The organism is Paenibacillus thalictri (assembly GCF_004307995.1).
Classification (GTDB): domain Bacteria; phylum Bacillota; class Bacilli; order Paenibacillales; family NBRC-103111; genus Paenibacillus_AF; species Paenibacillus_AF thalictri.
Genome location: NZ_SIRE01000018.1, coordinates 56,243 through 79,698 on the forward strand (window position 1 = coordinate 56,243; position 23,456 = coordinate 79,698).

A 23,456-nucleotide genomic window follows, 5' to 3' on the forward strand; every position below is an offset into this window, starting at 1 on the left:
TCTGTCCGTTCAGACAGATGCTTTTGTCGGACAACCCGTTGTTTGTTAAAATTATGAATGCCTTGTTGCCTTACGGTTCAATCCTGCCAGCCGGAGATTAGCGCTGATCGATGGAAACGTACTTTTGATGCGTCGGACCTGTGTATTCCGCACGAGGCCGGATCAAACGGTTATTCTCGAACTGCTCGAGAATGTGAGCTGTCCATCCGGATAAACGGCTGATTGCAAAAATCGGCGTGAACAGGTCGCGCGGGATTTCCAGCGTCGTATATACGGAAGCGGAATAAAAGTCCACGTTCGGTTTCAGGCCTTTTTGGCCGGTTACCAACTCTTCAATTTTGACAGACATTTCGAACCATTTCAAGTTGCCTGTCATTTTGCCAAGTTCTTGGGACATCTTTAGCAGATGTTTTGCTCTTGGATCGCCGTTTTTGTATACGCGGTGTCCAAAACCCATGATTTTTTCTTTGTTGGCAAGCTTAGTGCTAATGTAGTTTTCTACATTCTCCACAGTGCCGACTTCTTCAAGCATAGCCATAACCGCTTCGTTTGCACCGCCGTGCAGAGGGCCTTTCAACGCGCCGATCGCGGAAGTTACGCCGGAGTAGATGTCAGAAAGCGTCGCAACCGTAACGCGAGCCGCAAACGTGGAAGCGTTCAGCTCGTGGTCGGCATGCAATACGAGCGCTTTATCGAGTGCTTCGATGGCCACTTTCTCAGGATCTTTGCCGGTCAGCATGTAGAGGAAGCTTTCTGCGACGGAAGAAGCTTTCTTCGGCGCAATCGGCTCTTTGCCTTCACGAATGCGGGAAAACGCCGCAATCACCGTCGGCAGTTGAGCCTGCAGGCGAATCGCTTTGCGCAAATTGGCTTCACGGCTCATGTCGCCCGCTTCAGCATCATATAATGCAAGGCTGGAAACAGCCGTACGAAGTGCCGCCATGGAGTTGGCATCTTTCGGATATGTCTTGATTTGATTGATCACTTCATTCGAGATAGGCGCGTACTCATTAAGCTGGTCGATCAGCCCAGCAAGCTCCGCCCGGTTAGGCAGCTTGCCGTACCACAACAAGTAGGCTACTTCTTCGAAAGTCGCATTTTCCGCCAAATCGTCAATATTATAACCGCGATACGTTAGTACGCCGTCAATGATGGAGCTGATGGAAGACTCCGCTGCTACAATCCCTTCCAAACCTTTGGTTGCCGTCAATGCAATCTCTCCTTTTACATACAAAATGAGGCCAAGACCGAAAGGCGCGCCCCCCGATCCTGCCTGTCCTTCGTCTTTCATGTTACAAAACAAAACGCCGGAAGCGTTTGTCGCTATACTTTATGATAAAGGATTTATTTCGCAATGTGAACAAACTGGGACATAAAAGTTCATTATCACTATCATAAAATTAAGCTATCTCCGGCTATCTGACGTCACTATGTATCCAGTTCTCATCGATTTGCGGTACGCGACAGGTATAGTATGAACATTACTCCTCATAAAAAATCATCAATTAAAAGCAAAAAAAACCGCCGGCCGCCGCGGCCCGACGTTCCTCGGACCGCAGTTCCCGCGGGAGAGAAAAGCGTTATTCCAATGGCTGCCCGGATGCTTTGCGCAGCTCGTTCGCCAGCCAGTGCAAATAATCTTTCGATTGCTGATCGGTCGCTTCGTGCCATGCCGGACCAATCCACGTATTGATAATGGTTTGCGCTACTCCCGCATCAAGAGCCGTTGCTTGTTCAATGGCCATCCCTTTTTGCCACCCCCCGGCGTCTCCATTCGACTCGTCCAGATCAACACCGATTCCATTTACGACGATATCGTTCTGGTACTGGTACAAGTTGGCTCCGGTCAATCTGGCCCCTTGGCTCCAAGCATACGTCTGCCAAACCTTCTTGACGACGCCGCGGTCGAGCATGGCTTTGCAAACTTCGTATTCGCCGTACACTGCGCATTCATATCCCTTTATTTGCTGATCGAAAGCGCGCAGATATGCTTCAATTGCGTTATAGTTGGAAGCGGTAGCGTCAAAATCCACCGCGGCGTAAATGACTGAGCCTTTGGGCTGTCCGACTTCTTGTGCGTACTGCAGCGCCATAGCGCCGTCTTCAGCGCCGTTTGCGGCGCCGCCCAACGCGCGGTCCGCGGTGCGTTCAAAAACGGAAACGAGATACAATCCGGCATCGGTGCAAACCTGCGCTTCCGCAGCCGTCAGACGTTTCCCCGATCCGGGAGGAGCAAGATAGCGGCATACAAAAGCATAGCCATCCGCTTTGAATTTTCGGGCGAGCGCGGCTGTAAGCGGGGTTGCACAATCAAACCCTTTGGACATCGTTATCACCCCCATGATCGTACAGTATATTCACCTTCGTATGCAGCCCGTGCGGGCACTCAAGGAAGAGGAATTGTCCGGCCTGACGCCCCTTCATTGCTTTTACAGTTCTTTTGCGCTTCGCGCAGCGACTTGTTAAAATAGATACATTACGAAAATGGATGGGAGAGACGGGATTTTGAACTCAGCTATGCGCAGCGCCTTTATTGATATCGGTTCCAATACGATCAGACTCGTCATCTATGAACAGAATCCGTCCGGCGCTTTCCATGTTATTCACGAATGCAAGGAATCGGCGCGGCTTAGCCAGAAGATCGGGGACGATCAGGTGTTCACGGCCAAAATGATCGACGGGATCGTCCGAATCTTGCTGCAGTTTAAGGAGATATGCAAAGCTTATGAGGCAGCCGGCATTCGCGCTGTCGCTACGGCTGCGATCCGGAACGCCGCCAATACGCAGGACATTATCGCCGAACTGAAGAACCGGACCGGAATCACCGTTGAGCTGCTCTCCGGGGCGGATGAAGCACGAATCGGGTTTATCGGCGTCATACATACGCTGGACATTGACAGCGGCATTTTGATCGATATCGGGGGAGGCAGCACCGAAGTTTCCGTATTTCGCAATCGCCGGCTGCTGAACAGCGTTTCGTTCCCTTTCGGAGCTGTGAATACGGCAAAACGCTTTGCCGTTGACGGAGTTCTTTCGGCTGCTGCAATGAACGGGATCAAGTCAATGGTAACCAAGGCGCTGGAGGAACATCCGTGGCTTCAAGAGCATCACGGCCTGCCGCTGATCGGCCTTGGCGGCACGATCCGCAGCTTGTGCAAAATCAGTCAACGCCGCAGCAAATACTCGCTTCCGCTGACTCATCACTATATGATGAAAGCAGCCGAAGTCGATGAAATATATGCTTCGTTAGGCGTTATGTCCGCGGAGAAACGAAAGAAAGTCGACGGCTTGTCCAAGGACCGCTACGACATTATCATCCCGGGCCTTGCGATCCTTCACAGCTTGTTTCATGCCGCGCGCGCCTCTCATTATATTGTCAGCGGTTCAGGTCTGCGGGACGGGTTATTTTTCGAAAGTCATCCGCCGGACGAGCGTCTGTCGATTGCCGAGCGCAGCGCCAGAAATCTGCTGCTGCTCCATAATGCCGCGCCTTTGCCGCATGCGGAGCGTGTCAGCGGTTATACCGCCATTTTATTTGACGCATTGCAGGACAAGCACGGACTACCGCCGCGTTATCGTCTCCTGGCTTCCGTGACAGCGCTGCTTTACCGCATCGGGGTAGCCGTGAACTATTACAAGTTTCCGGTTCATTCCGCTTATCTTATCGCCCATTCACGGCTCGACGGCATCACACACCGCGAAACGCTGCTGTGCTCGCTGGCTGCCGATTATAAAACGAAAAAACGCACCCATCAATCTTATTTAAAACATAAAGATATTTTGCAGGAGCCGGATCTTGAACGGATCGCCCGGTTGGGAAGCCTTATTCAGCTCGCCGCGGCGCTTGATTGCGGACATACGATGACCGTCGAGGAGATGACTGCCTTAGCGGACAACAAAAAGCTGAATATCCGCCTGAAAGCCAAACAAACCCCCGCACTCGAAATTCGAGCAGCGGAGGCGCTGAGTAAAGATTTTAAAAAGATGTGGGGGTTGTCTCTTGTGATTCATGCCGATCCGCTCGAGCATGACCGCCATGTTTCCATGAGCTGATCTTCATAGCCGCAAATTGGCTGCGAAGCAGCTCTTCTTTTTGCTCTACACGCGTGTACAACCCGTTGGATTGAAGCAGACGGGCCTTGACGTTATCGTGCAGGCTCAGCTTCAAAATACGGGTCAGAATGCGCTGAAGCTTCTTATCGAATACCGGACAGAGCAGCTCGATGCGCCGCGTCAGGTTGCGTGTCATCCAATCGGCGCTGGATATGTACACTTCCGACTCTCCGCCGTTCTCGAAGTACATGAGCCGCGAATGCTCCAGGAAACGATCCACAACGCTGCGCACCGTAATCCTGTCGCTGAGTCCCGGCACTCCCGGACGCAAACAGCACACCCCGCGGACAATCAAGTCGATATGCACCCCGGCCTGGGAAGCGGCGTACAGCTCGTCGACCATTTCCTGGTTGGAGACCGAGTTCATTTTGGCGATGATATGAGCTTTTTTCCCGGCGAGGGCATGTTCCGCTTCCCGGCGTATCAGCGAAAACAGCTTGTCCTTCATGTCTGTCGGCGCGACGGCAAACGCCTGCCAATCATGCGGGGCCGAATACCCCGTAATTTCGTTAAATAGCGCCGAGGCGTCTTCACCAATCACGGAATGGGCCGTAAGCAGCCCCACGTCGGTGTACAGTCTGGCCGTGCTGTCGTTATAATTGCCTGTGCCCACATGCACATACCGGCGTAAGCCTTCCTCCTCTTGACGGACGATAAGCGTAATTTTGGCATGTGTTTTCAAACCGACAAGACCGTAGACGACATGGCAGCCTGCTTGCTCCAGCTTGCGCGCCCAAGCGATGTTCCGTTCCTCGTCGAACCGCGCTTTCAGCTCTACGACAACCGTAACCTGCTTGCCGGATTCGGCTGCCCTGGCCAGAGCTTGAATCATCGGCGAATTGCCGCTGACCCGGTACAATGTCATTTTGATCGCAAGCACCTGCGGATCGTAAGCTGCCTGACAGATGAAATCGGTAATTGCGTCAAACGACTCGTACGGATGATACAGCAGCACATCCGATTGCCTGATCCTTTCGAACATATCATCGGTTTCTTCGAATTCCTGCGGATATTCCGGTTCGATCGGTTCGTATTTCAAGTGCTCACTTCGCGGCAGCGCTCCAGCCAGCTTCATGCAATACGTCAAATCAAGCGGGCCGTCAATTTCGAAAATGTGCTCCGATATTTCGAACTCGTCTTTCAACTGCTCCAGCGCATAAGGATGAATGCCTTCCTGCACTTCCAGCCGGACCGGGGCCCCCCATCTTCTGCGGCGCAGCTCCTTTTCGATTTCCTCCAGCAGGTCTTCCGCGCCTTCTTCGTTTAAGGTCAAATCCGCATTGCGCGTAATGCGGAAGCCGTGTACGGCGACAGGGATATATCCGCTGAACAAAGTCTGGATATGCTGGGTAATCAAATCTTCCATTAAAATATATTCCTGCTTCTTGCTGTTTGTCCGAGCCGGAACGAGAATATACCGCGATAAGTTGGAAGGCACCTTAACGATTGCAAAATAAGCATCCTCGTCATCGTGTTCTTCGCCTTCACGATCCAATATGACCGCCAAATACAGCGCCTGCGAATGAACAAGCGGAAAAGGCCGGCTCTGGTCCACCGCCATCGGGGTAAGCACCGGAAAAATAATATCGTGATAATACGCATCCATCGTCTTTTTCTGCGATGCGTTCAAGCTTTCGTAATCTGTGTAAATAATGCCTTCCCTGGCCAGTACCCGGGAAATTTCGCGGAATGCCTTGTACTGCTCCGAAACCATCTTGGCAGTACGCTTCATAATCCGCTTAAACAGGCCGGCCGGAGTGTAGCCGGTAAAATCTTTTTTGGTGTAACCCGCTTTCAATTGATCTTTCACACCTGCGACACGGACGCTCATAAATTCGTCCAGATTGGAAGACACGATAGAAATAAACTTCATCCGCTCCAGCAGCGGGGTGCTCTGGTCTTGCGCTTCCTCCAGTACACGCCAGTTGAATTCGATCCAGCTTAAATCGCGGTTAATATAAATCGACGGCGACTCCCGGGGTACATGCTCTTTTACCGCGTTGGTCATGGAAACCTCCACTAATTTTGAGACGATAACCGACAGGTCTCGACGTTTTTTCACAAGCTTCGCTTTTATTTTACTATGGCAGCTTCAAGGCTTGGCGTTAAGTTTATGTAAACGATTATGAAAATGAATGAAAAATCCGATTCCCCGAGCATCTACCATCGCTTGAACATATGCACCTGGCCGTTTGCGATTTTTTTGCGGATATAAGCAAGCACAAGGGCTTTAAAAAAGGGGCGGGTCAGCGGAAATACGAGCAAAAATCCGACGATATCGGTAAAAAATCCGGGAGACATGAGCAGTACCCCGCCGGCAAAAATACAGATTCCTTCGACAATCGAGTCTCCTGGAATTTGCCCCTGCCTCAGTTGAACTTGCGCATACTCCCATACCCGGCGCGCTTCCCTTCTGGCAATAAAAGCGCCGACAAATCCGGTCAGCAGCAGCAGGGCGACCGTTTCCCACGCCCCGATGATTTTGCCGACGGTAATGACACCCCAAATTTCAATCGCAGGTACTATGATCATTAACGCAACCAGTGCCTTAAACATCGGTTTCGCTCCCTTTTTCTTTGTTCGCATTCAACAAAGCAAACAAATCCGGCGCTTCCTTATCGATACGCTGCGGCTTCCAGTTCCTTCCGACCCATACATGCCGGGTGCCGCCGCTGACAAGCAATTCCCCTTCCTTGCCGATCTCCGCATCCGCGATCCGAATCGCCGAATCTTGAACGGCAGGCAACCGCCTGATTTCCGAAGCGAACTCCAAGCGCACATTCGAATGGCTGACGATCCGCGTATAGATGCCAACTACATCGTCGTAACGCGCAGGTTGTCTGAAAGCCATGTTCGCCTCGGTTACAGGCAGCAGCAGCCCCCGCTCCTCCAGCGACTGATAAGTCATGCCCAACGCCCGGATGAGCTCGGTACGCCCAATCTCAAACCAGTTCAAATAATTGGCATGATAGACGACGCCCATTTGGTCCGTTTCCTGATAACGCACCCGTATCGTATGCTTGTGCCACATGCGCTGTCCTCCTTATGAAAATGGGGGGGCAAAACTTGCCGTCCCCCAGGCTGCTGAAAAGTGAAATCGCTCACCCTTCTTACAAAAAAAGAGCGAAACCGGAAATCCCGCTTCACTCTTTTATGCTTACACCGTATAACCAAACAGCCGTTTACAGCACTCTTGAACGACCGGAATAAATGACGCCGACTTCTGGATAAATCGACACTTCCGTGCCATCCGGAATCAGCTCCAGCACGCGATCGACGCCGACGATAACCGGTTTGCCCAGACTCAGGCCAACTACTGCAGCATGCGAGGTGATGCCGCCCGCCTCGGTAATCAAAGCCGCCGCCTTCTCGATGGCCGGGATGTAGTCCTTGTCCGTCGATACGACGACCAGAATGGATCCTTCGTTTACTCTTTCGATCGCTTCCTGCGCGCTTTTGGCAACAACCACTTTGCCTGTCGCTGTCTGCGTTCCGATGCCTTGGCCTTTGGCGATCATTTCGCCGATATGGTGCACCTTGATCAGATTTGTCGTTCCGGAGCGGCCAACCGGCACTCCTGCCGTAATAACGACCAGATCGCCAAGGCTTACATGGCCTGTTTTTACCGCACTGTCAACAGCCGCTTCGAACAGCTCGTCCGTCGAATTGCATTCTTCGCCCTTAACGGGAACAACTCCCCAAATCAGGCTGAGGCGGCGCATCACTTGCTCATTCGGAGTGACGGCGATAATCGGAGCTTTCGGACGGTATTTGGACACCATACGTGCCGTATAGCCGCTTTCGGTTGCGGTCAGAATCGCCCTTGCGTCCAGATCAAGCGCCGAGCTCGCTACCGCTTGGCTGATTGCTTCGGTGACTGTTTTTTGCTGCACCGCGCTTTGACGCAAGAAAATCTCGCGATGCTGCAGCGCCGTTTCGGAGCGCTCGGAAATGCGGGCCATCGTCTGTACGGATTCTACCGGATATTTGCCTGCCGCCGTTTCGCCGGACAACATCACCGCATCGGTGCCGTCGAAGATCGCATTGGCCACGTCGCTTGCTTCCGCCCGCGTCGGACGCGGATTGCGCTGCATCGAATCCAGCATCATCGTTGCCGTAATAACCGGCTTGCCGACTTGGTTACATTTTTTAATCATCGCTTTTTGCACGATCGGCACGTCTTCGGCCGGAATTTCCACGCCAAGGTCGCCGCGCGCAACCATCAGGCCGTCCGACACTTCCAAGATTTCGTCCAGGTTGTCGACGCCTTCTTGGTTTTCGATCTTGGAGATGATTTGAATATGGGAAGCGTTGTGGCGCTCCAAAATTTCGCGGATTTCCAAGACGTCCGCCGCTTTACGCACAAAAGAAGCGGCGATGAAATCGACGCCTTGCTCAATGCCAAACACGATGTCGGCGGCATCTTTTTCGGTAATGCCCGGCAGATTGATTTTCACGCCCGGCACGTTAACGCCTTTTTTGCCTCCAAGCAGACCGCCGTTTTTAATCAAGCAGTTGATTTCGCTGCCGCGAATGTCGACTACTTCCAAACCGATCAAACCGTCGTCGATCAGAATCGTGGATCCGATCTTCACGTCGCGCGGCAAATTGTTATAAGTTACGGAAACACGATCGGCATCGCCTTCGATTTGTTCCGTCGTTAACACGATGTGCTTGTCCTGAACGAGTTCGACCTTCTGGTCGCCTTTCAGCTTGCCTGTGCGGATTTCCGGACCTTTTGTATCCAGCAAAATCGCTACCGTCTTGTCAAGTTCTCTGCACGCCTGGCGTACGTTGTTGATCCGGTTGCCGTGTTCTTCGAAATCACCGTGGGAGAAGTTCAAACGAGCGACGTTCATTCCGGCTGTGATCAGTTTTTTGAACATGTCAACGGATTCGCTGACAGGTCCGATGGTACATACAATTTTCGTTTTACGCATGATTGCCCTCCTGAATATAAGTAAATCTGCCAATGTCTCTAAACTTCTTATATCTATCTTCGACCAACTCTTCTTCCGTTAATCGAAGCAATTCCTCTAAATGCCGCCAAATTGCTTGTTTGATCGCTTCCGCCTGCACAGTCGCGTCGCGGTGAGCGCCGCCTTTCGGCTCGGGCACAATCTCGTCGATGACGCCAAGCTCTTGAATATGATTTGCGGTAATTTTCATCGCTTCCGCCGCTTCCATCGATTTGGAAGCGTCCTTGTACAGAATGGAAGCCGCACCTTCCGGACTGATGACCGAATAAACGGCATTTTCCAGCATCAGCACGCGGTTGCCTACGCCTAACGCCAGCGCGCCGCCGCTGCCGCCTTCGCCAATGACGACACAAATGATAGGCACGCGAAAACCGGCCATTTCCAGCAGGTTTCTGGCAATCGCCTCGCCTTGGCCGCGTTCCTCGGCTGCATTGCCGGGAAAAGCGCCCTTGGTATCGATAAACGTAATGAGCGGACGGCGGAACTTGTCCGCTTGACGCATAAGCCGCAGTGCTTTGCGGAATCCTTCAGGGTGCGGGCTGCCGAAGTTGCGGGCGATATTGTCTTTGGTGTCCTTGCCTTTCTGATGGCCGACAACAGTCACAGGGATCCCGTTCAGCTTGGCGATGCCGCCAACGATGGCCAAATCGTCGCCGTACAAGCGGTCTCCGTGAAACTCAAGAAAATCGGTAAATATTTGCTGAATGTAATCGGATGTCGTCGGACGCTGTGGATGACGGGCGATTTGCATTTTTTGCTGGGTCGACAAATCGTTGTACATCTCATCTTCCAACTGCTTAAGCCTCTCCTCCAGCCGGGAGATTTCATCGGAGAAATCGATGTGTTTATCGGTGCCGAATTTACGCAGCTCGTCGATTTTGGCACGAAGCTCGATCAGCGGTTGTTCAAAAGGCAGTTCACCCGCCATAAGAGCTCGCCCCCTTTACTGAATGCAAGTCGAGAATTTTGGTCAGCATGCTGCGCATGTCCTTGCGTGCCACCACTTTATCGACCTGTCCGTGCTTCAAGTTGAATTCGGACGTCTGGAAATTGTCGGGCAGCTTCTGGCGGATCGTCTGCTCGATGACACGACGGCCAGTAAAACCGAAGGCTGCGCCAGGCTCGGCCAAAATAATGTCGCCCAGCATCGCAAAACTTGCGCTTACGCCGCCGAATGTCGGATCGGTAATGATGGAAATAAATAAACCGCCCTGGTCCGACAGCTTTTGAATGGCTGCGCTTGTCTTGGCCATCTGCATCAGACTGAGGATGCTTTCCTGCATACGCGCTCCGCCCGAAGTCGAAAATACGATGACCGGATAATTTTTTTGCATGGCGGTTTCGATCGCTTTAGTTACTTTCTCGCCGACAACGGAACCAAGAGAGCCGCCCATAAAATCAAAGCTCATCACGGCAACGACGGCCGGGAAGCCGCCGATTGTGCCTTCGCCGGTAATCACAGCATCATTAAGCCCCGTACCTTCGACCGCTTTCTCGTATTTCGCGGAATAATCCGGGAATCCAAGCGGGTCTTCGGACATCATATCGGCGTCGTACTCAAAAAAGCGGCCCTCATCCATCGTCATTTGAATGCGTTCCACCGCGTTCAATTTAAAATGATAGCCGCAAGCCGTACATACTTTTAAATTTTTGTCCAGCTCTTTGCTGAATTGAATGGTGCCGCAAAGCGGGCATTTATTCATCAAACCTTCGGGAATATCCCTTTTGGTCCGTTCCGAAGGAATGGTTGCATATTTGCGTTTTTTCTGAAAAAAATCTTTAATTGCCACGGATACACCTCACAGACATTTCTTTTCTTCGGGAAAACGGTCAGTAATCGGATGACGTCCTATGCAGAATCGAGTTCAGAACCTCCTGCGCTTCCTCAAGTTCTCCTTCAGGAACCAATATTTCAAATTGGTTTTTCGTCATGCTGATCGCTCTCACTTGAACGAGAAAGCCTTCTTCCGTCATCTTTTCTTTAATTCGTTCTGCAATTTTGGCCGTCGGTGCAATGTAAATCACCGTCCACATGAAAAAAGACCTCCTGTCCTGCAAATCGGAACCGTTACCCTAACGCCCGGTTGCCGCCGACATCAGTGCCAAATAGCCTGTCTTATAGACAGACTCATGCCATACAATGGATCAATGATATCACAACTTGCCTTTTTCCCGCAACAAAGCGCTTTATGCGTGACAACCGGGATATCGCCGATTTCTAGGTACAAATTCAAAAAGTCGGCTTTTCAGCACCAAGAAGGTTGCAAGAAGCTGAAGAAGGAGGAGCGGAGTTTATTAAGGGATGCTGTCCAAAAAATCTTTCTCATCCTCATGATCGTGTGCGATTCTGGCTGAAGCCGCCGCGGCAAGTCCACATACCAAATCGTCCAAAAATACATGAATGCCGTTCGCATGATCGTTTAAATCGCGGATGACGCCCATCTTCATCTTGTCCAAGTAGCCAAAGCTGGTGAGTCCAATCATGCCGTATACATGGACAATGCCCAGCGCCAGCGTTTCGTCGACTCCGTACAATGAAGCGTCCTGCTCCATGATCGTTTGCAGCGGCTGCGGCAGCAAACCTTGCTCCGCCAGCTCGTCAAGCGCAATGCCGGTGTACAGCGAATATTGAACCTCGCGTTTTTTCAACACGATCAGCACGCTGTCGGTGCATGTTTGCATAGTCAGCTTCGGGTTGTACGGTTTTTGCAGCTTCATCACGATATCTGCGACTTGATCTATGGTAACCCCGCGTTTTCGAAGCAGCTCAATGATCGGTTGAACGGACACCAGGAACGCCTCCTCCGGCACTTGCTTTTTATAGGTTCTATCATCATATGCCGGAGGGCTTGCCATTATTTCACTTTTACGGTTTCCTTGCCAAGCAGCGCTTCAATTTCGTGAAACAGCTCGGGAGACGGTTTTACGGCGTACATCTCGCTTAATCCGAGCATTTTTTGGCTGCTTTCATAAAATAAAATGACGTGTAGCGGGCCTTTGGCCTTCAGCAGCTGCTCTTTTAGCGCGGTCAGGACGGACGGCTGCTCGCGGTCGGCGGGGATCTTCACGAACACCCGCTGCGCGGATCGCGCCGCGGCCGCCGCCCGGGCTGATACGCCGGCGGAATCGGCAGCCGGCTGGCCGGTGCGGTAACGCGGCGGCGTGGGCGCACCGGCTGCGGGCCGCTCCGTGCCGCCAGGCGTGGCAGCGCCCGCTTGCGGGTCGCGGGCCGGCGGCTGTTGCGCGCGGGACGCCGCGTCCGCTTGCGAACCGCGAGCCTGCGCAACGCCCGGCTGGACACGCGCCGCTCCAGATTGCGCGCGGGACGCCGCGTCCGCTTGTGGGCCGCGGGCCTGCGCAACGCCCGGTTGGGGCCGCGCCGCTCCCGATTGTGCGCGGGACGCCGCGTCCGCTTGCGAACCGCGGGCCTGCGCCGCGCCCGGCTGGGGCCGCGCCGGAGCTTGCAGGCGCTTCGCTTTATCCAGCAGCTCCGGATCATCCAGCGACAGCGCGGTATCCGCCAGCAGCTTGACGTCCTCGTCGCCCGTTTGCACTTTGGCCCGGACCAACAGCAGACTGCCTTTTTGCACAAGCGAGCCGCAGCGTTTCCACGTTTCCGGGAAAAGCACGACTTCCACTTTGGCGATCCGGTCCTCCAGTTCGATAAACGCCATCGGCTGGCCTTTTTTGGTAACGATCGTTTTCAGCGAAACGACCATGCCGGCGACCGTTACATCGCTATGGTCGGGTTTCTCCGCCAAATAATGGATCGGCTCCGCTTCCAGCCGGTCGATAGTTTCCATGTAAGCGTCAAGCGGGCTGCCGCTAATATATAAGCCGACCAGCTCGCGCTCCAGTTCAAGCCGCTGAAGTGTCGTCATCGGAGCGATATTCGGGTATTCGACCTCCCAATTCGCCTCCTCGGTAAAACCAAGCAAAGTCAGCTGCAGATCGTCGCGTTCCTTACGCCACTTGACCGCCGCTTCGATTGTTTCATCGAGCATAGCGAGCAGCTGCGCCCGGTGTCCTGGCAAGGAATCCATCGCGCCCGCTTGAATAAGCGACTCGATCACACGTTTATTGCATACGCGCAAATCAATTCTGCGGCAGAAATCGAGCAGGCTCTCAAAAGGGTCCTCTTCCCTTGCTTTCATAATCGCTTCAATCGCATGGGTGCCGACATTTTTGACCGCAGCGAGCCCAAAGCGGATGGCGGAGCTTCTCCCTTCTTCGCGCCGGTCGCTATCGGAAGCAGGTTGCGCTGGGGAAAGCGAACCCGCAGCAGAATGAACCGCAGCTGTCGCTAATCGGTCCGTGGAGCCTTCGACCGCTCCATCCGAACCGCCGACCGGCTCGCCGGAGTTGTTATTCGCTGTTGCCGAGTCGCTACCGCCGGCAGCTTGCTTGGCCGGGGTAAATACAACGCCGCTTTCATTGACGTCCGGAGGCAGCACGGCGATTCCCATTCGACGGCATTCGTCGACATATTCCGCCACTTTGTGATGGCTGCCCATCACGGCCGTCAGCATCGAAGCCATGAACTGTACGGGATAATGCGCTTTTAAATAAGCCGTCTGAAATGCCAACACCCCGTATGCCGTCGCATGCGCCTTCGGAAAACCGTAATCGGCAAAACGGACGATCATATCGTACACCCTGTTGGCTTCTTCTTCCGAATATCCTTCCGAGATACTGCCCTTCACAAAATGGGCGCGCTGCTCGTCCAGCACCTCCCGTTTTTTCTTGCTGACCGCACGGCGCAGCAGATCGGCTTCCCCTAAGCTGAAGCCGGCCATTTTAGAGGCAATCTGCATGATCTGCTCTTGGTATACAATGATCCCGTATGTATCGGAGAGCAGAGGCTCCAGGCTGGGATGCGGATACTCCACCTCTATCCGGCCATGTTTACCCGCGATATACTTAGGAATAAACTCCATCGGCCCCGGACGATACAACGCAAGCACCGAGATGATGTCGGTAAATTCGTTAGGCCGTAAGTCTTTTAATACCCTTCGTACCCCCGACGACTCCAACTGAAAAATCCCCGTCGTATCGCCGCGTTCCAGCAACTGATACGTCGGTATGTCGCCGTCCATCGGAATTTGATGAAAATCAATCGCCTTGCCATGCTGCTCGCGTATCCACTGCAGCGTTCTTTCAATAATAGAAAGCGTGCGCAGTCCAAGAAAGTCCATCTTCAAAAGCCCGATCGATTCCAGATGCTCCATCGTATATTGCGTCAGCGCCGTCTGCTCGCCGCCTTCCTGCAGCGGCACATATTGCGTCAGCGGCTCCCGGGAGATGATGACGCCGGCTGCGTGCGTGGAAGCATGGCGCGGCATCCCCTCGACTTTCATGGCAATGTCCAGCAACTCGGCCGTTTTCGGCTGCTTTTCGTATAATATTTTCAACTCGGGGCTGATTTCGAGCGCCTCGCGTAATGTCACGCCAAGCTGATGCGGAATCAGCTTGGCTGCCTTGTCCACCTCATTGTATGGCAGCGCCAGCACACGCCCGACGTCGCGGACGGCGGCTTTTGCGGCCATCGTACCAAACGTAATAATTTGCGCTACATGTTCTTTGCCGTACTTGCCGACCACATAATCGATGACTTCGTCGCGTCGAAGGTCGCTGAAGTCAATATCGATATCGGGCATCGTTACACGTTCGGGATTCAAAAATCGCTCGAACAGCAGATTGTATCGTATCGGATCAACATCCGTGATCCTCAGCACGTACGCCACCAAACTGCCTGCCGAGGAACCGCGTCCCGGTCCGGTGGCAATGCCTTGCTCATGCGCGAAACGGATAAAATCCCACACGATCAGGAAATAATCGCTGAAGCCCATACTTTCGATGACGCCCAGCTCATATTGCAGTCTTGCCGTCACACGGCTGCGGAACTCCTCATCTTCCCATTCCGCCGATGCGCCGTAACGCTTGATTAAACCCTCACGGCAAATTTCGCCAAGGTATTGGCCTGCCGTCAAATGCTCGGGAATCGGCTTGAATTTTGGCAAAATGGAGCGGCCGAATTCGAGTTCGAGCTGACAACGATCCGCCACGATTCGCGTATTTGCGATAGCTTCCGGCACATGGGCGAACAGCTTTTCCATCTCTTCGCCGCTTTTCAAGTACAGCTGGCTGGAGCTGAACTGCAGGCGATCCTTGTCTTCGACCGTTTTGCCCGTGCCGATGCAAATCAATATATCCTGAACGGCGTGATCCTCCTGGCGGATATAATGAACGTCGTTTGTGGCAATAAGCGGGATGCCCGTATCAGCGCTCAGCTGGATCATCGATTGCATCACTTTTTTCTGCTCGATCATGCCGTGATCTTGTATTTCCAGGAAAAAGTCGTCGCCGAATATACTCCGGTACCTCAGCGCCGCCTTCTTGGCTTCATCATACCGGTCATGCACCAGGTGCTGGGAAATCTCGCTTCCCAAGCAGGAACTCAAACAAACCAGCCCTTCGGCATACTGCGCCAAATGCTCATGATCGAGGCGAGGTTTATAATGGAAGCCTTGCAAATGCCCGATGGAGACCAGCTTCATCAGGTTCTGATAACCCTGCATGTTCTTGGCCAGCAAGATCAGATGGTAGATCGGCTGCTCCTGCCGGGTCCCTTTGTCCCTGATCGACCCCGCCGTGTAATACACCTCGCAGCCGATAATCGGCTTGATGCCATGCTGCAAACAAGCCTTGTAAAAAGACACAGCCCCGTACATGACGCCGTGATCGGTCAGCGCTAAAGCCGACATCCCCAGTCGGGCGGCTTGCCCGACCAGATCCTCGATTCGTGCCGCTCCGTCGAGCAAGCTGTATTCACTGTGCACATGAAGATGGATAAACTCGTTCAATATGACCGCCCTCCCGTATCCAACGTCGCTTATGGCCGCACCCGGCCGCTTTTTTCTTCTATTTTATCATAATGGCGGCAGGGTGTCCCATACATTAGTAGTAATGGACGACCTTTGGACCTACATTTGCGGAAAGGATGTGCCGCATGTCGCTGTTTTGGATTAAAATGACGGAATGCTTTTTTGTAGCTTTCGGTGCGGTTGTCGGCGGAACGATGTTGTCCGGGATCGGCGCAGTGTTGATCTTGGAACCGCCCAGCAACACGATGCTGCGCATCTCCGAGAATATTAAAATATGGGCCCTCGTCGCCGCAGTAGGCGGTACGATCGATCCGCTGCGCGTCATCGAAAGCCATTTTCTCGACGGGCACATTTCCCCGGCCATCAAGCAGATCTTATTTTTTGTCAGCGCCTTTACCGGAGCTCAAATGGGGACATCGTTAATTCAATGGATTTGCAAAGGCGGGGGGGCGAGTTGAGAGTCCCACCTTTTGAATATTACTCCGGGCTGCTGAAGGGGCTTGGTCTGGTCATCTCCGGCGCGATTATCGGGAGCGCCTTATTTATGAACATTTATCAGCATAACCTCAACCTGGTCATCGAGCACAACCGGGAGCTGAGTAAAGAACGAGCCGAGCTGCTCGAAAAGGTGGAAACCAACAACAAGCTTCGCAACAAGCAAAGCGTTATCGGCGATATTAAAGTGATCGTCACGTCAGGTGACGCCGCGGAGATCGATAACATTGCGATGGGGGAGCTGGAAAGAAAAATCGAGCAGGATTTAAAAATCGTCATCGGCCAAAAAGTTTCCAGCTTCGAGGAAAACCCGCTGCTTTACGAAAAACTCATTTCCCAACGGATTTATCAAAATGTCTCCCAAAAGGACTACGCCGTTTCGGTCAAAACGATGGTGCTTACGCAAACCGAATTAAAGGTGTGGATCGTCGCCAAAATATGGAAAAATATCCCTTTAAGATAAACGCTTTGCCTGCTCCATATTGATCCCGCTTCCGTCAGTTCTGCGCTAATACACTCAGATCACTCCTCTTCCAAAACCTAAAACGCAAACAGCCGCCTCTTGCGAACAACGATCCTCTGTGAAAATCGCTGTTCAACAGAAAGCGGCTGCTTCTGTTAATATTTGCGCACCAAATCGGTGTATTCCGTCCAATGCCCTTGGATACGGATCGTTTGAACATCCGTTTCCTTATGTCCGTTTGCCCATATGCCTGTGAACGAAAAGGTATAGCTGCCGTCCGCAAGCTTTTCGAAATCTTCGCCCCTCAGTTCCCCGCTCCACTGCACTTTATCTCCGCTAGTTAAAGAGGCGTCCCGATTTGTGCGGCTCATGACGACAGTCACGGACACCGCGGGCACATTGGTTTTCGCTTCGAGTCTGAAGCCTTCTCCCGCCCAGAACATATCGTATGGACGCGGCCGCTCCGGATCCCCGCTTTTTGCGACGTTATAGCTTTGCCGGTGTTCATTCCACTTGTCAAAATGCTTCACAAATCCTTGCAGCGTCAAATCCCCGACAGGGATAGACTTGACCGCCGTATTGCATGCGCCGGAAGGATCACACACGGTCAGCGTTACGACATAACTTCCGGGTTGGCCGTCCGTATCCGAGCCGGAAAGGCCGGCATTTGGGGTGCTCTGGGTACTGCTGTAACCGCCGGGTCCGGAGATACTCCATGCGGCCGTCAACGGATCTCCGTCGGGATCAGTCGAACGATTCACGATGGCTATAACGTCGCCTTCGTATGCCGGATTGGGCGACCAGTCAAAATCTGCAACCGGCGCCCGGTTGATGTACATCCATACTTGCGGAGACCATGGCGATGCCGAGCCATATTGATCCCACACCATCACCCGTACTCTCAGCTTCTGTCCTGCAGGCAGGTCCTGCGCCGCCAGCCAACTGCCGCCGTTTGAAGTTGTGCCTTGGAATTGAACCCCGCTGTCCAACAACATGACGTTATTTGCTTCATTTGTTACCTGAATCTGAAAATACATAAATACCGTACCCGGATCGGGATCCGTTTGTGCCCAAGTGAACGTCGGCCGCTGCGTATTGACCAACGTCGGACTGCTTTCCGTGCCATAAGGGTACGACATATAAGCTGCCGGCGGGCTGTTGGTAGCCATCCATCCGATACCGCTCCATGGCGACCACATCTCTCCGTCGCTGACGCGAACTTGAACCTGGTATTTTTGCCCCATCGCCAGCAAATTGTCCAAGGTCCATGCCCAGCTTGTGTTGTAAGTGCTCATGTTTTGATTGAGTTTGCATTCGACACAACCTCCCCATTCGTTTTTCACGTTGAGGTCGAATACGCTGAACTCTGTACCCGGATCGGGGTCCGATTGATTCCATGCAATCGTCGGCTGCAAACTGACCGGGGTCGGATCACTGTAACTGCCCGTCGGGAACGTCAATTGCACATTCGGCGGATTATCCGGCGGCACTGCCGAATCGATGGCGATGGTTTGCTCGTACCAATCCGACCATGCCCCGTATTCGTCGGCTACAGCCATCGCTATGGTGTACGTTCCGGATTCCTGCGGACGTTCCAGTTTGCTCTGCGTCATATTGCCCGATGGTGTGATGTAGTAAAATTTTTTCTTGTAAATGCCATGGTTCGTAGCGTATCCGCTTTGGCAATTACCTACGTTATAGCAACGGTCCGGATCATACGAATAATCGGTCCACTGGATTAAGTGAGTAGTTGTATTGACGGCCAGCGTGAAATTAGATACCGGTCTGCGATGCACGATCAAATATTGCGTGTACCAATCCGCATATTTTGAATAGGCAGCATAGGTATTGTCGCCATAGGCCAGACGGTGATCCGGATGAGGGTCGTCGGGTACACGGTAATCTACCTTGTACACCCCAACTTTATCAAAACTTAATATCGGTGTGGTGAGCGTTTGGCCGTGGTGTGACGATAAACCTGACTTTCCATCGCCAATGTCTAAAAACTTCGTCGTATCCACGTGCTGGTACTGCCACTGTGTTGCCGGGTCGAAACGCGGATCGCTTTCCGGATCGGTGTAAGTTGTTTCGTAAGTGACTTCTGTATCAACGATAGCGACACCCGGGGTCTCCGTGAGAAGATCGGCATCACTCCACATATAGCTGATGCCTTTAAACTCCGTATTGTCGGCGGTTGAAAATACGCCCACTGTCCCTTGGGAAAACGTTCCGTCATAAGCGTCAATTGCAAGTCCGTTGTTCTCGTACACTTTGACATGCGTTCCAGAAAGCTTGACGCTGTAAGAAACCCATTGCTCATTCAGCATGGCGCGTGATGCTGAACCAAGCAGCGTTTTGCGGCCATTCACGATTTTCACAAGGCTAATCGTCTTTTTGTCGGCTTCGACGCGATACATATTTTTGTAATCTTGGATCCGGAAAGCTGCGCCTGCAGCCATGTCAACATAATCAAAATGATGATATTTAGCTGTCCATGATACAGTGCCGTTTGTGACCTGCTGAGACGCCGGATTTACTAACTGACCGAATGTGTAATACTCGTTGGTGACAGGGGTCTGTCCAGTTTCCGGGGTAAAAGTATAAATATTGTTCTTGTATTTCAAATAGCCGTCATCAAAAATATTGCGGTCATAAGGCGACGTCCAAATCGATGAAAGAGTATAGTCCATTTTGTTGCCGGCTACAGCATACTTGGCCCCCACATCGCCCATAGCCGGACTTGTTTGTGTAAATGTGTAGGCGCCATATTTAATGCAATTATCATTCGCATCTGACTGTAGGCACCAATTGGGATAAGTTATCTGTTCTTCATAATTGGTGATACCCCAGCCATTATTACCGACAAGAGGTACGTAGTAACTGCTTGGAAACTCTACACCGGCTGGCGCATTGCTCTGAGTAAGTCCGGTTTCCAGACTTACATATCCAAGGTAATTATTGCACCCATCCTCACTTGTAGAACAAAATGGGTCCGGGTTTGAATAGCTGGCACGCAACCAAAGCCCGTCAACGGATTGCACCTGACCTGCATTGGCGGGGATAACATTAGGCCGCACCATACTGGGTTGACCGGTATCGCCATCCCATTTGATCAGCGAGCCATTCATTATAGACATATAATCTCCGTATGGCGTAAGGAAAGGCGTTAAATATTGATCTATCAGCGGCGGGCCGTTCACACAGCTGGTCCATTGAACATGACACCAGCCGATTACATCGACCTTGCCGAAAGCTGGGATAATGTCATATGTTTCGGTTTTATAAGGGACAGTCTTGTTGTCTGACTTATATGACCTTATTGTACGAGTTGTCACATTGATATCTTTGTACTCCCCGTTAAACTCCAGCAACTTATAACCAATAAAACCTCCGGTTGAATAAGAAGGGTATGTGCCGGAATAAGTGGTGCAGCATCCATTTCCGTTATTTGTAACGCTGCCGCTAAAGCTTCCCGAGGCTTTTACTGTTACCGCACCATTTGCTAAGTCCGACAACTTATAACGAGACCAGCTCACACTTCTGCCTGCTGAATTATACCCGTTGCCGTAGACGTATGAACTATAAATGATTAGTTCTCCCAAGTCTCTGTCGTAAGTTGATTGTGTAGAATAACCTGTTGTGTTTTCCTGAAAGGAGCCAATCTTGATCGGCATATTGTAGGGACTCAGCAAGTAATAATCGATGTAACCATAACTGCCTGTTGATGCTCTGCCCAAAAACCAGTTGTTCCCTATATACATGCCAACAGAACAATTCGCGTCCGCCGGCGGGCATTTTATAAGTACCGGTGCGGATAACGCCGGAGTGCTAGGGAACGAATACGGAGCTACGGCAATTGGCCTTTTAGATGATACCAACGAGCCTGAGCTATTTACACGCCAATAATTTTTGATGGATGACTTGTCCAAGCTTGTGTTTGTCCAGGAAACCATCTGAGCAGGGGTGTAAGTCACAATGTTCATCGGGCTAGGTTCTGATGTGATGCCTTTCGCCGTAAAGGTAACTTCCGGATTGTCATTGATGACCTCAATGGTGTAGTCTTTGTAAGCGTCTTTTCCAAGACCGTCCTCTTTTGCATACACCCGGAAGCAATAGGTGCCGATTCTGGGCGGCTGGAATGCAAAATAATTGTTATCGTTTGAGATTAAATTTACGGTCGGATCGCAAGCACCGTTGTTCCAGTAGTCGTAACCCCACGTTGTTGTGTATACAGCAATATTGTCGCCGTCGGGGCTGTATGATGTGTTCCGGAAATACTTCGGCACCCGTGTAATGGGCGTACTGAACTCCAAATCAGGAATGGGCGGTATGTCCGGATACACGGTAATTTTATGCGTGGCTGCGAATAACGATTTTAACCCGGTGTTGTCGAATACGCTCAATGTGGCGGTAACTTCCCCCGGCGTATAATAAATGTCCTGCTTGTTCGTCCACTCGTCCCTGTTGTGATCGATCGTTCTGCCCGGTGCGGGAGAATAGCTGTTTTCGCCGCTTAACGCGGGTGTGAGCGTTTTTCCTTCTTTGACCATCGTGCCGCCGGTAATGACCGGGATGGGCTCGGGACCGATAACGTCGAGATACGTACAGGAGTTTTGCGACTTTGCCCCGAAGCTGTCCTTGGCAATTGCGCACACTTTAAAATAACCAACCTGATCGGCGGAAATGCCCGTATATTGCAGTTTGTTATAAGGGCTCGGCCAATTGTATTTCGTCGGCAATGCCTGCGTCCAGCTGTTGTGCGAGAAGTCCCACGTAATCGTTGTAGAATCGCCGTCCGGATCACTCATGCTTACGACTTTTAAATAGACGCCTTGACCTAAAACAACCGATGAGGTTTGGTTGCCCGTTGATGTGCTGTTCCACGCAATTTCCAGCAGCGGCGGGCGGTTTGACGGATCGGGTAAAATTTCGAATGTATGGGTCACTTCCGAATATGTGCTGCAATCGGTCAATATGGTCATTGTGACAATGACGGTTCCGGAACCAATACCACCGTCATACGATCTTGAGCCAGGATTGTAAAACAATGTGCGGGTCATAGATTCGGGACTTAATATATCGGACGTATAACCAAAAGTATCTTGAAGGAACTTGAATTTATGTCCTGCATAATGACAAGAGCCAGTCACTTCGATGTCCACAGGTGTCACGACTTGAGGGTTTCCCCAAGTAATCGTTGAGCCGCGGGAAAAGATAAAATCGCCTTTAATGCCCGGAGTTTCTGGAGGAGGTGCGCAGGACGCCGCTTGAGCTGTAAAGTATTCGTTCCGTGTGTTGTTCGCTTCGTCGGCTTCCAGAACGGTATTGGTTGAATCCGCAACGACGGTAAACGCTTGTGCAACAGTGGACGTAAATTTAAAATTGAACGTTTTCCCCTTCTCGGCTCCCGCGCTAAGACCATTCACCATCAAATAATCGACTTCGGTTCCGTCTCTCCGGAGTGAAACCCGGAATGTCGTACTTGTGGACCCTCCCTGATTTTTGACTTTGTAGGAAATCGCCACGGTATCCCCAACGCCATAACACCCGTTGATTAAAAGCTCAGAGACAATTAAATCCGGGTCGCCGCCTGTGCCGCTGCAGTTTTTGACGGTTATAATATGTATGGCCGTTAGGTTTAACCCTTGACCGGTGTATTTGGCGGTAATCGTGGCGTTCCCGGTGATGCTTCCCGAGCTGACGAGACCCGAACTGCTTACGTCGGCAATAGTCGGGCTTGAGCTTGACCAGATCAGATTTGCGTCTTGCCTTAACGTTATCACACTGCCGCTGTGCATTAGTAATGCATCAAGCTGCAAAGTGCCGGCGGTGCAGAGCTCGGAGCCACCGGTGATCGTTAAGTTGTCGGTGGCCGGAGCGTCTTTGTAGGTTACTTTGATGGAGTCGGGGTATTTGTATGTTTTGGCGGTAATGTCTACTGTGAATGCAGCGAAATAAATGATGATCTTTGCGCCGGGAAGGCCCAAATCTTTCGAATACAGGGAATTAGCATGGTCAAAGTCTTGACTATATATAACGGTGAAGTTATCAGCATCATCTACTTTTACCTTTTGTATTGTAGTTGTTGGATCAGATTTTCCTGGACCTATTTCTTCCGTACCGGGGATATCAGAAGTAGCATCCACATTTGGGTCAAATGTAATTGTAGAAGTATCTACCACAGAAGAAGGAATTTCTGTTCCTGTTCCTTCAAATTTATAGGGCATTTCTCTTATTGCACTTAGGGTTAGTCCTTTATCCGTCACATATGGAAACTTCGGCATATTAAAGCCATTGATGTTTTCATATAGAATCCCACCAGTCGGAACACATAAGCTGGTTCCAGATGTAGCAGGACTTGCTGGACACGAACCTCCATTCTCATACCATAGTACTCCGTGGGTGGAATCGCTTGGAGTATAACGATACCAAACGTAGTAACCTTGAGCTGTTGTATTCCCTTTAGATGAAACATTAATTATCTCACCGTCTAAACTTAATGTATCCTGCCATGATGACCTA

Annotated in this window: 15 protein-coding genes; 3 read left to right on the top strand and 12 right to left on the bottom strand. The window is 51.7% G+C overall.

The genetic code is table 11. The features are described 5' to 3' along the window. Positions 1 to 97 precede the first annotated feature (97 nt). Both citZ and EYB31_RS23875 read right to left on the bottom strand, forming a co-directional pair. On the bottom strand, positions 98 to 1,210 hold the full coding sequence (gene citZ, locus EYB31_RS23870) for a citrate synthase (protein WP_131016070.1): 1,113 nt from the start codon (positions 1,208 to 1,210) through the stop codon (positions 98 to 100). Positions 1,211 to 1,580: 370 nt separating this feature from the next. Beyond that, positions 1,581 to 2,327, bottom strand: a complete 747-nt coding sequence (locus EYB31_RS23875; RefSeq protein WP_131015943.1) for a DUF1906 domain-containing protein — start codon at positions 2,325 to 2,327, stop codon at positions 1,581 to 1,583. Positions 2,328 to 2,505: 178 nt separating this feature from the next. On the opposite strand from EYB31_RS23875, the gene EYB31_RS23880 reads away from it, so the two are divergent. Further along, a complete protein-coding gene (locus tag EYB31_RS23880; RefSeq protein WP_131015944.1) occupies positions 2,506 to 4,053 on the top strand; it encodes a Ppx/GppA phosphatase family protein in 1,548 nt (515 codons plus the stop codon). Here EYB31_RS23880 and ppk1 read toward each other — a convergent pair. The 9 genes from ppk1 to EYB31_RS23925 all read right to left on the bottom strand — a co-directional run bounded on the left by ppk1 (position 3,977) and on the right by EYB31_RS23925 (position 15,955). After that, the gene (gene ppk1 / locus EYB31_RS23885; RefSeq protein WP_131016071.1) at positions 3,977 to 6,121 is read right to left on the bottom strand and encodes a polyphosphate kinase 1; all 2,145 of its coding nucleotides are present in this window, start codon (positions 6,119 to 6,121) and stop codon (positions 3,977 to 3,979) included. The genes EYB31_RS23880 and ppk1 overlap by 77 nt on opposite strands. A 152-nt stretch (positions 6,122 to 6,273) precedes the next feature. Beyond that, on the bottom strand, positions 6,274 to 6,669 hold the full coding sequence (locus tag EYB31_RS23890; protein ID WP_131015945.1) for an FxsA family protein: 396 nt from the start codon (positions 6,667 to 6,669) through the stop codon (positions 6,274 to 6,276). After that, a complete protein-coding gene (locus EYB31_RS23895; protein ID WP_131015946.1) occupies positions 6,662 to 7,144 on the bottom strand; it encodes an acyl-CoA thioesterase in 483 nt (160 codons plus the stop codon). Before EYB31_RS23895 ends, EYB31_RS23890 begins: the two co-directional genes overlap by 8 nt. Before the next feature lie 151 nt (positions 7,145 to 7,295). Next, the gene (gene pyk / locus EYB31_RS23900) at positions 7,296 to 9,053 is read right to left on the bottom strand and encodes a pyruvate kinase (protein ID WP_131015947.1); all 1,758 of its coding nucleotides are present in this window, start codon (positions 9,051 to 9,053) and stop codon (positions 7,296 to 7,298) included. Next, positions 9,046 to 10,020: an acetyl-CoA carboxylase carboxyl transferase subunit alpha gene (accA, locus tag EYB31_RS23905; RefSeq protein WP_131015948.1), complete on the bottom strand. Its 975-nt coding sequence runs from the start codon at positions 10,018 to 10,020 to the stop codon at positions 9,046 to 9,048. Before accA ends, pyk begins: the two co-directional genes overlap by 8 nt. Further along, entirely contained in the window at positions 10,010 to 10,882 is an 873-nt protein-coding gene (gene accD, locus EYB31_RS23910; RefSeq protein ID WP_131015949.1) for an acetyl-CoA carboxylase, carboxyltransferase subunit beta, read from the bottom strand. The genes accA and accD overlap by 11 nt, the downstream gene beginning before the upstream one ends. A gap of 40 nt (positions 10,883 to 10,922) precedes the next feature. Beyond that, entirely contained in the window at positions 10,923 to 11,126 is a 204-nt protein-coding gene (locus EYB31_RS23915; protein WP_131015950.1) for a glutamate decarboxylase, read from the bottom strand. Between the two features lie 261 nt (positions 11,127 to 11,387). After that, entirely contained in the window at positions 11,388 to 11,882 is a 495-nt protein-coding gene (locus tag EYB31_RS23920) for a phosphatidylglycerophosphatase A family protein (protein WP_131015951.1), read from the bottom strand. 65 nt (positions 11,883 to 11,947) lie between these two features. Continuing rightward, positions 11,948 to 15,955, bottom strand: coding sequence for a DNA polymerase III subunit alpha (locus EYB31_RS23925; RefSeq protein WP_131015952.1), 4,008 nt, complete (start codon positions 15,953 to 15,955; stop codon positions 11,948 to 11,950). Positions 15,956 to 16,101: 146 nt separating this feature from the next. Here EYB31_RS23925 and EYB31_RS23930 point away from each other — a divergent pair, with 146 nt between their 5' ends. Continuing rightward, positions 16,102 to 16,434: a YtrH family sporulation protein gene (locus EYB31_RS23930; protein ID WP_131015953.1), complete on the top strand. Its 333-nt coding sequence runs from the start codon at positions 16,102 to 16,104 to the stop codon at positions 16,432 to 16,434. Then, complete coding sequence (locus EYB31_RS23935) at positions 16,431 to 16,934, top strand: sporulation membrane protein YtrI (protein WP_131015954.1); 504 nt, start codon at positions 16,431 to 16,433, stop codon at positions 16,932 to 16,934. The genes EYB31_RS23930 and EYB31_RS23935 overlap by 4 nt, the downstream gene beginning before the upstream one ends. Positions 16,935 to 17,089: 155 nt before the next feature. Here the strand turns inward: EYB31_RS23935 and EYB31_RS23940 are convergent, their stop codons facing one another. Next, a complete protein-coding gene (locus EYB31_RS23940) occupies positions 17,090 to 22,921 on the bottom strand; it encodes a CARDB domain-containing protein (protein WP_165452580.1) in 5,832 nt (1,943 codons plus the stop codon). Between the last annotated feature and the right edge of the window lie 535 nt (positions 22,922 to 23,456).

Bases quoted from the DNA above. Each gene is read 5' to 3' on its own strand.
- EYB31_RS23875 (WP_131015943.1), bottom strand. From the start codon at position 2,327: ATGTCCAAAGGGTTTGATTGTGCAACCCCGCTTACAGCCGCGCTCGCC.
- ppk1 (WP_131016071.1), bottom strand. From the start codon at position 6,121: ATGACCAACGCGGTAAAAGAGCATGTACCCCGGGAGTCGCCGTCGATT.
- EYB31_RS23890 (WP_131015945.1), bottom strand. From the start codon at position 6,669: ATGTTTAAGGCACTGGTTGCGTTAATGATCATAGTACCTGCGATTGAA.
- EYB31_RS23895 (WP_131015946.1), bottom strand. From the start codon at position 7,144: ATGTGGCACAAGCATACGATACGGGTGCGTTATCAGGAAACGGACCAA.
- pyk (WP_131015947.1), bottom strand. From the start codon at position 9,053: ATGCGTAAAACGAAAATTGTATGTACCATCGGACCTGTCAGCGAATCC.
- accA (WP_131015948.1), bottom strand. From the start codon at position 10,020: ATGGCGGGTGAACTGCCTTTTGAACAACCGCTGATCGAGCTTCGTGCC.
- EYB31_RS23915 (WP_131015950.1), bottom strand. From the start codon at position 11,126: ATGTGGACGGTGATTTACATTGCACCGACGGCCAAAATTGCAGAACGA.
- EYB31_RS23930 (WP_131015953.1), top strand. From the start codon at position 16,102: ATGTCGCTGTTTTGGATTAAAATGACGGAATGCTTTTTTGTAGCTTTC.